General features: G+C 70.5%; 12 protein-coding genes. 7 read left to right on the top strand and 5 right to left on the bottom strand.

All coding sequences use genetic code 11. The annotated features are described in order from the left end of the window. Nucleotides 1–109: 109 nt before the first annotated feature. Both OG718_RS42355 and OG718_RS42350 read left to right on the top strand, forming a co-directional pair. Nucleotides 110–850 carry a VOC family protein gene (locus OG718_RS42355; RefSeq protein WP_328846668.1) on the top strand — a complete coding sequence of 247 codons (741 nt, stop codon included), beginning with the start codon at nt 110–112 and terminating at the stop codon, nt 848–850. A gap of 216 nt (nt 851–1066) precedes the next feature. After that, a complete protein-coding gene (locus OG718_RS42350; RefSeq protein ID WP_328846667.1) occupies nt 1067–2083 on the top strand; it encodes an outer membrane protein assembly factor BamB family protein in 1017 nt (338 codons plus the stop codon). Nucleotides 2084–2231: 148 nt separating this feature from the next. Here OG718_RS42350 and OG718_RS42345 read toward each other — a convergent pair whose 3' ends face one another. Beyond that, entirely contained in the window at nt 2232–4727 is a 2496-nt protein-coding gene (locus OG718_RS42345) for an alpha-L-arabinofuranosidase C-terminal domain-containing protein (RefSeq protein ID WP_328846666.1), read from the bottom strand. A gap of 145 nt (nt 4728–4872) precedes the next feature. Between OG718_RS42345 and OG718_RS42340 the strand changes: the two genes are divergently transcribed. After that, nucleotides 4873–5355: a DUF6314 family protein gene (locus OG718_RS42340; protein ID WP_328846665.1), complete on the top strand. Its 483-nt coding sequence runs from the start codon at nt 4873–4875 to the stop codon at nt 5353–5355. Here OG718_RS42340 and OG718_RS42335 read toward each other — a convergent pair. Beyond that, a complete protein-coding gene (locus OG718_RS42335) occupies nt 5352–5936 on the bottom strand; it encodes a histidine phosphatase family protein (RefSeq protein ID WP_143635542.1) in 585 nt (194 codons plus the stop codon). The two genes, OG718_RS42340 and OG718_RS42335, sit on opposite strands and share 4 nt — an antisense overlap. Nucleotides 5937–6052: 116 nt before the next feature. Further along, nucleotides 6053–7492, bottom strand: coding sequence for an aminotransferase-like domain-containing protein (locus tag OG718_RS42330; RefSeq protein WP_143635544.1), 1440 nt, complete (start codon nt 7490–7492; stop codon nt 6053–6055). Between OG718_RS42330 and OG718_RS42325 the strand changes: the two genes are divergently transcribed. Together OG718_RS42325 and OG718_RS42320 are read left to right on the top strand one after the other, a co-directional pair. Continuing rightward, the gene (locus OG718_RS42325; protein WP_143635546.1) at nt 7491–8438 is read left to right on the top strand and encodes a DMT family transporter; all 948 of its coding nucleotides are present in this window, start codon (nt 7491–7493) and stop codon (nt 8436–8438) included. The genes OG718_RS42330 and OG718_RS42325 overlap by 2 nt on opposite strands. Before the next feature lie 93 nt (nt 8439–8531). Further along, nucleotides 8532–8729 (top strand): DUF1918 domain-containing protein, encoded by a 198-nt coding sequence (locus tag OG718_RS42320; RefSeq protein WP_143635548.1) that lies wholly within the window; start codon nt 8532–8534, stop codon nt 8727–8729. Here the strand turns inward: OG718_RS42320 and OG718_RS42315 are convergent. Beyond that, nucleotides 8726–10021 (bottom strand): glycoside hydrolase family 10 protein, encoded by a 1296-nt coding sequence (locus OG718_RS42315; protein WP_143635550.1) that lies wholly within the window; start codon nt 10019–10021, stop codon nt 8726–8728. The two genes, OG718_RS42320 and OG718_RS42315, sit on opposite strands and share 4 nt — an antisense overlap. Before the next feature lie 171 nt (nt 10022–10192). Here OG718_RS42315 and OG718_RS42310 point away from each other — a divergent pair, with 171 nt between their 5' ends. Together OG718_RS42310 and OG718_RS42305 are read left to right on the top strand one after the other, a co-directional pair. Beyond that, nucleotides 10193–11068, top strand: coding sequence for a 3-hydroxybutyryl-CoA dehydrogenase (locus OG718_RS42310; RefSeq protein ID WP_143635552.1), 876 nt, complete (start codon nt 10193–10195; stop codon nt 11066–11068). A gap of 288 nt (nt 11069–11356) precedes the next feature. Next, nucleotides 11357–11614: a hypothetical protein gene (locus OG718_RS42305; protein ID WP_143635554.1), complete on the top strand. Its 258-nt coding sequence runs from the start codon at nt 11357–11359 to the stop codon at nt 11612–11614. 25 nt (nt 11615–11639) lie between these two features. On the opposite strand, the gene OG718_RS42300 is transcribed toward OG718_RS42305, so the two are convergent. Beyond that, a complete protein-coding gene (locus OG718_RS42300) occupies nt 11640–12185 on the bottom strand; it encodes an NUDIX hydrolase (protein ID WP_143635556.1) in 546 nt (181 codons plus the stop codon). Between the last annotated feature and the right edge of the window lie 18 nt (nt 12186–12203).

The following is a 12203-nucleotide window of genomic DNA, read 5'->3' as shown; positions in this document are numbered from 1 at the left end:
CTCAGCCCCACCAGGTCAGCCGCTCGTCCGCCGGATCGGCTGCCCAGTCGGTCTCGACGGTCCGGGACCCGCGGGTGTCGTGGCAGAGCCGGTGCATAGGATCGCCGGCATGGCACTGCGACCTGTTCAGGTGAACATGAAGGCTTTGGACGCCTCGGCAGTCGGCCGGTTCTGGGCGGAGGCGCTCGGCTGGAGTGTGTTCAGCCCCGGCGTGACCACCTACGTCGGACCCGACGGCGACCTCGTCTGGCCGCACCCGGCCGCCGTCTGCATCGACGTCGTTCCCGTCCCGGAGTCCAAGACAGCAACGAAGAACCGTACGCACCTCGATCTCGCCACCACCTCCGCGGCCCATCTGACGGAGTTGGTCGCGCGTCTGAAGGCTCTCGGTGCGACGCCTGTCGACGTGGGTCAGGGCGATGTGCCGTGGACGGTACTCGCCGACCCCGAGGGCAACGAGTTCTGCGTGCTGGAGCCTCGGGAGATCTACCGGGACACCGGGCCGATCGCCGCGGTGGTGGTCGACTGCGTGGATCCGCGGGCCATGGCCCGGTTCTGGGGCGAGGCGATGGACTGGAACCTGCACGAGGTGACCGACGATCACGCGTCGTTGCGTTCCGCCAAGGGTGTCGGTCCGTATCTCGAGTTCCTCCGCTCGCCCGACGTGAAGACCGTGCCGGACCGCGTCCATCTCGACCTGCTGCCTTACCCCGGTGACGACAAGGCGGCGGAGGTGGCCCGGCTGCGGGCCCTCGGCGCCACCGACCTCGACCTCGGCCAGGGCGACGTCCCGTGGACGTGCCTGACCGACCCGGAGGGCCACGAGTTCTGCGTCCTCGCCCCGTCCTGACGCGGCGCCTCGACGACACCTGGACCTGTGCGCCCATGCGCCATGACCCCGGGTGGGCCGGGCCGCGGCGTCTCGGTCGGTTCGGGCGGCTGGAGCTTGTGTGAAGAGGGGCGTCGCTGAACGTCTTCTTCTCCACCCGGCCCCTGTGAGGGATCATGCCCGTGGGCCCCGACCGGGCCCACGGGGCGGGGACGGGCGGAAACGGGGGTGCGGCGGATGGTGTCGCTGGAGTCGAGGGAACGGTGGCGCTTCGTGACCGGCCACGGGGGGATGTCGAGGCCGGCCGTGGCGGACGGCCTCGTGCACGTCAGCAGCGGGCCCGAGCTGTATGCCCTGGACGCGGCCACCGGGCAGCAGCGGTGGAGCTTCGTCACCGGTCATGAGCGGATCCGCCCGCTGGCGCCGGTGGTGGCCGACTCGGTGGTCCACTTCGGCAGCGACGACGCGACGGGCCACACGTACGCGCTGGACGCAGTCACCGGACGGCAGCTCTGGAAGGCCGCTACCGGTGCGCCCGTGAGTTCGCGTGCCGCCGTGGCCGACGGGGTGGTGTACATCGGCAACGGGAACGGTCTGCGGGCCCTCGACGCCACCACCGGGGAGCAGCGATGGGAGCTGACCGGCGGCGAGGTGCTCGGATGCCCGGCCGTGGCCGACGGCGTGGTGTACGCACACGTCGGCGGGGAGCGTGGCAACAAGGGGCTCCATGCAGTGGACGCGGCCACCGGGGAGAGGCGCTGGCGGTTCACCACCGGCCGCGAGTGGAACGAGGCATCGATGCCGGCGGTGTCCGGGGGGACCGTCTTCCTGAGCAGCGGAAGCAGCCTGTACGCGGTGGACGCCCACGACGGGCGGCGGAAGTGGGAGTGCCGCACCGGCCACTATGTGACCGCCTCCCCCGCGGTCGCCGACGGCCTTGTGCACTGCGGCAGTTGGGACAGCCATCACTACGCGGTGGATGCCGCCACCGGCGAGCCGCGTTGGCGGTTCGCCGCCGACGGGGCGGTGGCGTCCTCGGCGGCGGTGGCCGACGGGCTGATCCACTTCGGCTCCTGGGACCACCACCTGTACACCGTGGACGCGGCCACCGGCGCGTTGCGCGGGAAGTTCCCAGCAGGTCACCGGGTGGGCTCGCCGACGGTCGTGGACGGCATGATCTACGTCGGCATCTTCAACGGCCACCTACTCGCCCTGCGATCTCCGGCCACCGCGCCGGAGCGCGCCGGGAACTGAGCGTCTCCCGCCGGGGGAAGCGCCCGGTTCCGGCGGCGCGGCGACTCCGGCGTCGGGGTGCTCACCCGGTCACGGCCGAGATCCCTGCCCGGGTGCACAGGACGTACGGGCGGCCCAGGCCCGTTCGGGGCCCGGGCCGCCCGCCAGGTCATCCCTTCTTGATCCGCAGGAACGTCACCGAGTTCGCCGGGAAGGTGTACGTGAACCTGTCGGCCACCCCGGAGAACGTGGAGGCGACCGGTGCGACGGCCGTGTCCGTCTCGGTGTTCACGGCGTCGGGCGCGGCGGCCAGCGTGGTCACCGCGGCCTTCGAGCGGACCTTCGCACCGCCCAGGTCGATCGCCGTACGGGCGTCCGCCGCCTGGGCGTTGACGACCTTGACGATCAGGTCACCGGTCTTCTTGTCCTTGGTGACCACCTGCCGGAACGGCTCGGCCGGCTTGTCGTCGGTGAAGCTGCCCCACTCCTGGCCGTCGAGGAGGAGGGTCACCTGGCGGCCGCGCACCTTGATGTCGATGTCGTAGGCGCGGCCCGTCTCGATGGACCCGGCCTTGGAGACGAGCGTCGACTTGCCGCCGTCCACGGCCTGTTCGACGGCGGACTGGGTGTTGTTCCAGCCGCCCAGGTTCCACCAGTAGTAGTTGCCGGTGTCCTTGACGCCGAAGGCGACGAGGAAGCCCTCCTTGCCGGACTTCTTGGTCGCCTTCACATGCACGTCGTAGTCGTGCCAGGCCGGGTCGCCCGCGGAGACCATGGTGTTCTCGGCCGCCACGTCGCTCTGCACGTACTGCCCGTCCTGGACGCTCCAGCTGCCGCCGCCCGTGTGGGTCCACTTGGAGGCGTCACCGGAGAAGTCGTCGCTCAGCAGCGCCGTACCGTCCGCGCCGGTCACCGACACGTCGTCGTACGCGGCGGTCGTCGCCCAGGTCGACAGGCCGACCGCGCCCGTGATGGGCCCGTTCAACGAAGGTGTGCCGGTCGCGGTCGAGGGCACGACCTTGTCGCCGACGTTGCGCATGAAGAGCTTCTGGACCTCGTAGTTGGCCGAGTTCCAGGACGCGTGGTTGTTGAACCAGATCAGGTCGGGCCGCCACTGCACGTAGTCCTCGTTGGCGAGCAGCGGAGCGTACGAGGCGAGCTTCACGATGTCCGCGTTGCGTTCGAGGCCGGTCATGAACGCGGCTTCGGAGAGGGCGTTCTTGAAGGTGTTGCCCTGCGAGGCGTACTCGCCGAGGAAGACCTTGGGTCCCTTCCTGTCGTACGAGTCGTAGCGGTCGTTGTTCTGGAGGAACCACTGCGGGCTGTTGTAGTAGTGCTCGTCGACCATGTCGACGTTCGCTTCCCGGTTGAGCTTCCAGGCCGTGTCGAACGTCGAACCGCTGTCGTCCGGGCCCGAGTTGGAGATGACCGTGATGTTCGGGTACTTCGCCTCGATGGCCGCGCGGAACTGCTTGAAGCGCTCGAAGTACTCGTTCGGCAGGTTCTCCTCGTTGCCGACCGCGAGGTGGGTGAGACGGAAGGGCTTCGGGTGGCCCGCCTTCGCCCGTGCCTTGCCCCACTCGCTGGTCACGGGACCGTTGGCGTACTCGATGAGGTCCAGGGTGTCCTGGATGTGCCGCTTGAGGAGCGCGTCGTCGTCGACGGCCTGGTTCTGGCCGCAGCCGGTGACGAGCGCGGGCACGACGGGCAGCGGCATGGCGCCGATGTCCTCGGAGAACTGGAAGTACTCGTGGTAGCCGAGCCCGTAACTCTGGTTGTAGCCCCAGACGTTGGAGTTCGTCGCACGCTGCTCGACGGGGCCGATGGTGTCCTTCCACTGGTACGAGCGCTTGCGCTCCCAGTTGGAGGCCTCGCTGTAGTCCTGCATGGAGCCCGTGTTGACGAGGCAGCCGCCCGGGAAGCGGACGAAGGCGGGGTCGAGGGCGGCGATCTTCTGGGCGAGGTCCTTGCGCAGACCGTGGCCCTTGTACGTGTCGCGCGGTATCAGCGAGATCATGTCGAGGGCGACCGGGCTGCCGGCGGCCACGGCGAGCCGGCCGGTGGCGCTGGTACGGGTGGCGGTGAAGCGTGCCGTGTACTTCGCCCAGCCGCCGCGGGCGGTGACGCGCCTGGCCTCGGCGAGTTCGCCGTCGGCGTCCTGGAGGGTGACCGTGAGCGCCGATCTCCCCTCCGCGCGGGCCCACACTGAGAAGTCGTAGACCTTGCCCTTCTCGACCGAAATACCGGTGTTGTAGCCGGAGTTGGTGACGGACGAGCCGCCGTCCAAAGCCAGGTACGTGCGGTTGCGGGCGTTCAGGCGGCCGTCGTCGTCCGCGGTCCTCGCGGTGCCGGTGGCCGCCCAGGAGGTGAGCGACGTGTACGAGCCGTTGTCGGCCTTCGAGTACTCGAAGGACCGGTTCTGCACGAGCTCCGCGTACAGGCCGCCGTCCGCGGCCCGGTTGATGTCCTCGAAGAAGACGCCGTACATCGTGTCGTCGATCTTCGCGCCCGCGGTCTTCGGGTCGACGGTGATCGCGTAGTCGGTGGTGTCCTCGGCGGTGACGTCCTCGGCGGCTGCGTTCACCGGGGCCGGGACGAGGAAGGACGCGGCCAGCAGTGCGGTGGCCGTGAGGGAGAGTCTCCAGCGGGTGCGGGTGCGTGACATGGATCCTCCGCGGCTCTAGAGGGGGCTCAGCAAGCGAGATCTTGTTCGAGATATCGGACGCTGATCAATACTTCGAACGGCAAGATAGGTAGAGGGCAGGAGCACGTCAATGGGTTGCACAGGAGAGGCCGGGGAGGCGGAGGGGATGTCCGAATACTGGCCGGTGACCGATGTGTTGGCGTATCTCACGGGCGGCTGGCGCGTGGAGCGTTCGGTGCGGGATCTCGCGAGCGGGGACCGGGGCTCGTTCAGCGGGGCGACGGTGTTCGAGCCGCTCGACGACGAGGCCGGGCTGCTCCACCACGAGTCCGGCACCTTCGTGTGGCAGAACGTGGCCCGCCCCGCCGAGCGCACATTGCGGTTCCTGGCGGATGACGACGGAGCCGGCCGGGCCGACGTTCGGTTCGCGGACGGCCGCCGCTTCCACGACCTGGACCTGACCTCCGGGCACCACGTCACCGACCATCCGTGCGCGGCGGACCTCTACCGGGGCGAGTTCACCGTGCACGACGCGGACCACTGGCGGACGGTGTGGCGGGTGGGCGGCCCCGCCAAGGACCTGCTCCTCACGACGGACTACACGCGGGACGCCGAGCGGGAGGCCGGGCACGACTCCGGGCAGGGCTAGAGGCGCTCGGACCGAGCCTCGAAGCGGAGGTTCCAGCGCCCGGCCCGGCCGGTGAGCGTGACCGTCGACAACGGGCGGACGTCGAGGTTCCAGTACGCCGACGGGTGCGCCTTCAAGGCGTAGACGAGCGCGGCCCGTACGACGGCGGGCTCGGCCACGGCGACGATGCGGCCCCCGTCGTCGGCCGGGCGGGTGTCGAGCCAGCCGCCCACCCGCTGGATGAACTCCACCAGCGACTCTCCGCCGTGCGCCGCGGAGTACGGGTCGGCGAGCCAGGCGTCCACGGCCTCGGGTTCACGGGCCATCGCCTCGCCGAGTGTCAGGCCTCGCCAGCGCCCCATGTCGCAGTCCCGCAGGGCCGGCTGAGCCAGCGGCGCGAGGCCCAGCGCGTCACCGGTGGCCCGGCTGCGCGGAGTCGGTGAGCAGTACCGCAGCTCGGCAGCCGCCAACGGCACCAGCATGTGTACGACGCGCTGCACCTCGCCCCAGCCCGCCTGGTCGAGCGGCCGGTCGTCGTCGAAGCGCTCGGCGAGCAGCGAGGAGCTGCGGGCGGCAGCGATCAGCGTGACCCGAACATGCATGCGGCGATGGTGGAGGGCGGGACTCCGCAGGTCAAGAGGTGATCCGCAGCGCGCACGGAATGCTCACGGACGGTGGATCACCGAGGACCCGGTGCCATCGGATCGTCGGGGGTGGCTCAGGCCCGGAGCACCTCGTCGCAGGCCGCCCGCAGTCTCCGTACGCCCTCCGTGATCTCCGCCGTCCCCGCGACCGCCGCGAAGCTCAACCGCAGGTGGGCGGCCGGGGGTTCGGCGCTGAAGTAGGGGCGGCCGGGGGTGACGGCGACGCCCGAGCGGAGCGCGGCGGCGAACAGAGCCTGTTCGTCCGTGCCGTCGGGGAGGCGGAGCCACAGGTGGTAGCCGCCGGACGGGATGTGGGGCAGGGAGAGTTCGGGGAGGTTCAGCCGGAGCGCGGCGGTCATCGTGTCGCGGCGGTTCCTCAGTTCGGTCGCGACGGCACGCAGATGGCGTGGCCAGGCGGGCGAGCCGACGAGTTCCAGGGCCGCCTCCTGGAGCGGGCGCGGCACGAAGAAGGTGTCGACCACCTGGATCGCCCGCAGCCGCTCCAGTACGGGCCCGCGGGCGGCCAGCGCGCTCACCCGGAAGCTCGGCGAGGTCGCCTTGGTGAGGGAGCAGACGTGCACGACGACTCCGTCTGGGTCGTCCGAGGCCAGCGGACGCGGCAGCGGCCCCGCGTCCTCGTGCACGAGCCGGCGCACGAAGTCGTCCTCGACGACGAACGCGCCCGCGTCGCGTGCGATCCGCAGCACCTCGCCTCGTCGCTCGGGGGCGAGCACCGCGCCGGTCGGGTTCTGGAAGAGCGGCTGGCAGACGAAGACACGGGCGCCGGTCGCCTTGAGGGCGTCCGCGAGCAGTGCCGGTTTCACACCGTCCCGGTCCACGGGCACCGGCACGGGCCTGAGGCCGGCGGCGCGGGCGATCGCCAGCATGCCGGGGTAGGTGGGCGACTCGACGAGGACCGGGGCGCCGGGCGGGGCGAGCGCGCGCAACGCGGTGGTCAGCCCGGACTGGCCGCCCGCCGTGATGAGCACCTCGGCGGCGGTGACGGCACCCCCGATGCCCCGCGCGAACCACTCGCGCAGCTCAGGCAGCCCGTCCACCGGCGGCCGTCCCCAGGCACCGGGGCGGCGGCCGGCCCGGGACAGGGCGGCGGCCATCGCCCGCTCCGGCTGGAGCGAGGGGTGCAGATAGCCACCGTTGAACTCGACGACTCCCGGCGGCGGGGCGGCGAGTGTGGCGACCACCGCGGAGGCGTCCACCGTGCGCGGTACGAGTTCGGCGGCGGCGTCCGCGCTCAGCGTGACCTCCTGCCAGGAGGTGTCCCCGACGGCCGGCCCCGCGTCGCGCGGCGTGGCCCGGAACGCCCCGGCCCCTGGCCGCGTGACCACCAGCCCCTCGGCGGCCAGTTGGGCCAGCGCACGGGACACGGTCACGGGACTCACCCGGAACCGCTCGACGAGGGCCCTACTGGACGGCAGCTTTCCACCTGGAGAGTAGCGGTTCAGTTCGCCCCGCAGCCGACTCACCAGATCACCGGCACTGCTACGCTCTTGCATGAGAGCACAGGATAGCGCTACTGCGCAGACCGCGATAGCGGTGCCCGTCGCCCCCGGAACCGGTCGGCCCGCCACGGGACGGGGCTCCGCCGCGAGGGCCGGCACTCTCCAAGCCGCCCTCGGCGTCACCGCGTTCTCCCTCACCTTCCCGGCCACCGCCTGGGGTCTTGAGGGGTTCGGCCCCTGGTCGCTCGTCGCCGTACGGACCGTCCTGGCGGCCGTCATCGCGGGCGGCTGCCTCCTTGCCCTGCGCGTACCGCTCCCCGGCCGCCGCCACTGGGCGGGCCTCGCCGTCGTCGCCGCCGGAGTCGTGCTCGGTTTCCCCATGCTGACGACCCTCGCCCTGCAGACGTCGACCACCGCGCACGCCGCGGTCGTGGTCGGGCTGCTCCCCCTGACGACGGCTCTGTTCTCGGCACTGCGCGTCGGCACCCGCCCCTCGCGCACCTTCTGGGTCGCGGCGTTCGCGGGTGCGGCCGTGGTGATCGCGTTCACCGTGCAGCAGAGCGGCGGCGCACTGACCAGTGCGGACGCCTATCTCTTCGGGGCGCTGCTGATCTGCGCCGCGGGATACACGGAGGGCGGCCGGCTGGCCCGCGTGATGCCGGGCTGGCAGGTGATCGGCTGGGCGCTGGCCCTGTGCCTGCCGCTGACGGTGCCCGTGGCCGCGATCGCGCTGTCGTACGAGCCCGTCCGGCTGACCGCGCACAGCGTGACCGGGCTGCTGTGGGTCGCGGCGGGATCCCAGTTCTTCGGCTTGGTCGTCTGGTACCGCGGCATGGCGGCGATCGGCATCCCGAAGGCCAGCCAGTTGCAGTTGGCCCAGCCGCTGCTCACACTGGTGTGGTCGGTGCTGCTCCTGGGCGAACACCTGACACCGGCCGCACCGCTGACGGCCGCGGCCGTGCTCGTCTGCATCGCCGTCACCCAACGGGCCCGGGGTTGACCGGCCCGTACGAGCCGGTACCAACCGGTGTCACCCGCCGTAGACTTACGGCCACCAACCGCTACTCCCGTGCGGAACTAGGAGGCCCTACAGATGCAAGCAACCGTAGGCGACCATCTGCTGGTGCACGGCAGGATCGTCGGGCAGCACGACAAGGTCGCGGAAGTCATCGAGGTACTCGGGCAGAAGGGCAGCCCCCCTTACCGGGTCCGCTTCGAGGACGGCCACGAGACCCTGATGTCACCCGGCCCCGACTGCGTGGTCCAGCACCACAAGGACACCGCCCACTAGGCCCCGCGCGCGGGCTTCGCCGGCTGCTTGTAGTGGTCGGCGACCACGCGTGCCATGGCTCCGATGCTGTCGGCCGCCACTTCCCTGGCGGAGAAGAAGATGTGCCCGCGCACCTCCGGATGGTCCCGCGCGAAGGTCAGGTGCCGGGACAGCTCGGCGACGTCCTGCCAGGCCGCGGGCTGCGCGGGGTCACCGGCCTTGTAGAGCGCCTCACCGACGTACAGCTTCGTGCTGCTGCCGCGCACGGCCTCGGCCCACCAGGGAACCAGCTTCGCGTAGTCCGCGGCGGCGAAGCCGATGTTCCAGTAGAGCTGCGGGACGATGTAGTCGATCCAGCCCTGCCGGACCCACTTCCTGGTGTCCGCGTGCAGATCGTCGTACGTCTGCACGCCGGCCCGGGTGTCCGAGCCCCGCGAGTCGGTCGTGGCGTTGCGCCACACCCCGAACGGGCTGATCCCGAACTTCGTGCCCGGCCGGACCTTCTTGATCCGGGCGGCCGTCTCCAGCACCAGCCGGTCGATGTTGTTCCGCCGCCAGGCCGCCCGGTCGGCGAAGTCGTCGCCGTACGCGGCATACGCGTCGTCGTCGTCGAAGACCTGGCCCGCGACCGGATACGGGTAGAAGTAGTCGTCCCAGTGCACGGCGTCCACGGCGTACTTCTTCACCGCGTCCAGCATCGCGTCCTGGACGAACGTGCGGACCTCGGGCAGACCCGGGTTGTAGTAAAGCTTGCCGCCGTACGGCACGACCCAGTCGGGGTGCTTGCGCGCGGGGTGCGAGGCGACGAGCTTCGTCGGGTCGGTGTGGTTGGCGACGCGGTACGGGTTGAACCAGGCGTGCAGTTCCAGACCGCGCGCGTGGGCCTCCTTCACCGCGGTGCCGAGCGGGTCCCAGCCGGGGGCCTTGCCCTGGACGCCGGTGAGGCACTGCGCCCAGGGCTCGTACGGCGATGGCCACAGCGCGTCGGCCGTGGGCCGCACCTGGAAGATCACCGCGTTCAGCCGGCGCTTCACCGCCTGGTCGAGATGCCTGAGCAGTTCGGTGCGCTGCTGGGCCGCGGTCAGCCCGGGCTTCGAGGGCCAGTCACGGTTCGCGACGGTCGCCACCCACATGCCCCGCAACTCGCCTGCCGGAGCACGGCGCCTGCGGGGCCGGGAGTCGTCGCCCCCGGAGCCGTCACCGGATCCGTCTCCCCCGGAGACCTCGGCCGCCACCGCCAGTCCCGCCGTCACGAGTCCCGACAGCCCGACCGCCGCGGCCGCCGCGAATCCCCGACGTGACATACGCCCCATGCCGTACACCCCAAACGCTCCGGGTCCGCCTGGTCACGGACCGTTTCCACCGCACAGCATGCCTGACCCGGCCGGAGGATCGTGTGCAGTTCCGGAGTAACGTGCGTGGCGGTGACAGGCACCGGACGGGGACCTGTCGGGCCAGTGACCATTTAGAGCGAAAGGGACGATGTGACGGACATCCCGGCGGGAGACATTGCACGCGTCGGAGTGGTGGGCTGCGGCCAGATGGGGGCGGGCATCGCCGAGGTGTGCGCCCGCGCCGGCCTGGACGTGAAGGTCGCCGAGACCACCGGCGAGGCGTTGGAGATCGGCCGGACCCGGCTCTACAACTCGCTCTCCAAGGCGGCCGAGCGCGGCAAGATCTCCGAGGAGGAGCGTGACGCCACCCAGGCGCGGCTCTCCTTCACCACGGACCTCGGCGAGTTCTCCGACCGCGATCTGGTGATCGAGGCGGTCGTCGAGAACGAGCAGGTGAAGACCGAGATCTTCCAGGTGCTGGACCAGGTGGTGACCCGGCAGGACGCGATCCTCGCCTCCAACACCTCCTCGATCCCGCTGGTGAAGCTCGCCGTCGCCACGTCGCGTCCCGACCAGGTCATCGGCATCCACTTCTTCAACCCGGCCCCGGTACAGAAGCTCGTCGAGCTGATCCCGGCGCTCACCACGTCCGAGGGCACCATCAGCCGGGCGCAGTTGCTGGTCGAGAAGATCCTCGGCAAGCACGCGATCCGCGCGCAGGACCGCTCGGGCTTCGTGGTCAACGCGCTGCTGATCCCGTATCTGCTCTCCGCGATCCGGATGTTCGAGTCCGGCATGGCGAGCCGCGAGGACATCGACAACGGCATGGAGCTGGGATGCGCCCATCCGATGGGTCCGCTCAAGTTGTCCGACCTGATCGGGCTCGACACGGTGTCGTCGGTCGCGTACTCGATGTACGAGGAGTACAAGGAGCCGCTGTACGCGGCTCCGCCGCTGCTTCAGCGGATGGTCGACGCGGGGCGGCTCGGCCGCAAGTCCGGCTCCGGTTTTTATACCTACGCCTGATTTCTGCGTAACCGCCTGAGCGCTCCCGCGGGTTGTCCGTTGCCTGCGGGTTCGTTGTGGCTTGTCGCGCAGTTCCCCGCGCCCGGTACGGGGCACGGCTACTGTCCGTACAACCTCAGGCCGACGCGGGCCCGGCTCCCTTTGGGGGGCCGGGCCCGCTTCATTCACACACCGTGTGCGTGGCGGGCTCGCATATGCCCCTCGCACACTCTCCCCACGTGTCCACCAGGCGAGTTGACTTTCCGTGCGCATGAAGCGGATGTGACGACTACGGAAAGGAGCGGACCCGTGACCGCCGACCCGGAGCATCCCGTGGTCCAAGGAGAACTCGCAGAGTTACGCCGCCGACTCGATGTGGCTCATGCCCGCGTCGAGGGCGGCCTGGCTCTGCTCAGCCATCGCGCCGAACAGACCGCCAAGGAAGTGGACGACCTGAGCGCACGGATCGTCACACTGGAACACACCCGCTGGCCACTGCGCGCGGTAGCGGTCGTCACGGCCGTGGGCGCGCTCGCCGTGGCGGTCTATCAGGCTCTGGGCCGCTAGGCCCCAGGACGCCGACGGGGGAAGTTCAGGGCAACGCGTCCTGTCCGAGCCTCAGATGGTGCAGGAGGAGCAGCGCGGCTGCCATGTTGGCGGCCGGGACCTCGCCGCGGGCGACCATGTCGGGGACGAGCTTGAGGGGAACCCACTCCCGACGGTCCGACTCGAAGTCGTCCACGGGATGCCCGATGTACGCGCCTTCGTCGGCCCAGTAGATGTGGTGCTGGGCATCGGTGAGCCCGTTCGAGGGCTCGACGCTCATCAGATGGCGCAGGGGTCCCGGTCGCCACCCGGTCTCCTCCTCCAGTTCGCGGGCCGCCGCGACGGCGATGTCCTCGCCGTCCTCGACGACGCCCGCGGGAAGCTCCCATCCCCAACTGTCGGTGATGAAGCGGTGCCGCCACAGAAGCAGCACCTCGTTCGCCTCATTCACCACAGTGGCCACGGCCACCGGCCGCAGCCGTATTAAGAAGTGATCGAGGTGCCGACCGTCCGGCAGCTCGACATCTGCGAGATTGACGCTGAACCAGCGGTTTGCGTACACAGTTTGTTCGTTCAGTTTCGTCCACTGCACTGTTCTGCCACCTTCCGC

The organism is Streptomyces sp. NBC_00258, assembly GCF_036182465.1.
In the GTDB taxonomy this organism is placed as follows: Bacteria; Actinomycetota; Actinomycetes; order Streptomycetales; family Streptomycetaceae; genus Streptomyces.
This window is presented reverse-complemented; position numbering and strand designations above follow the sequence as displayed.

Coding starts and splice junctions, on each gene's coding strand:
- OG718_RS42320 (WP_143635548.1), top strand. CDS start 8,532: ATGCAAGCAACCGTAGGCGACCATCTGCTGGTGCACGGCAGGATCGTC.
- OG718_RS42330 (WP_143635544.1), bottom strand. CDS start 7,492: ATGCAAGAGCGTAGCAGTGCCGGTGATCTGGTGAGTCGGCTGCGGGGC.
- OG718_RS42355 (WP_328846668.1), top strand. CDS start 110: ATGGCACTGCGACCTGTTCAGGTGAACATGAAGGCTTTGGACGCCTCG.
- OG718_RS42340 (WP_328846665.1), top strand. CDS start 4,873: ATGTCCGAATACTGGCCGGTGACCGATGTGTTGGCGTATCTCACGGGC.
- OG718_RS42345 (WP_328846666.1), bottom strand. CDS start 4,727: ATGTCACGCACCCGCACCCGCTGGAGACTCTCCCTCACGGCCACCGCA.
- OG718_RS42325 (WP_143635546.1), top strand. CDS start 7,491: ATGAGAGCACAGGATAGCGCTACTGCGCAGACCGCGATAGCGGTGCCC.
- OG718_RS42315 (WP_143635550.1), bottom strand. CDS start 10,021: ATGGGGCGTATGTCACGTCGGGGATTCGCGGCGGCCGCGGCGGTCGGG.
- OG718_RS42335 (WP_143635542.1), bottom strand. CDS start 5,936: ATGCATGTTCGGGTCACGCTGATCGCTGCCGCCCGCAGCTCCTCGCTG.
- OG718_RS42350 (WP_328846667.1), top strand. CDS start 1,067: ATGGTGTCGCTGGAGTCGAGGGAACGGTGGCGCTTCGTGACCGGCCAC.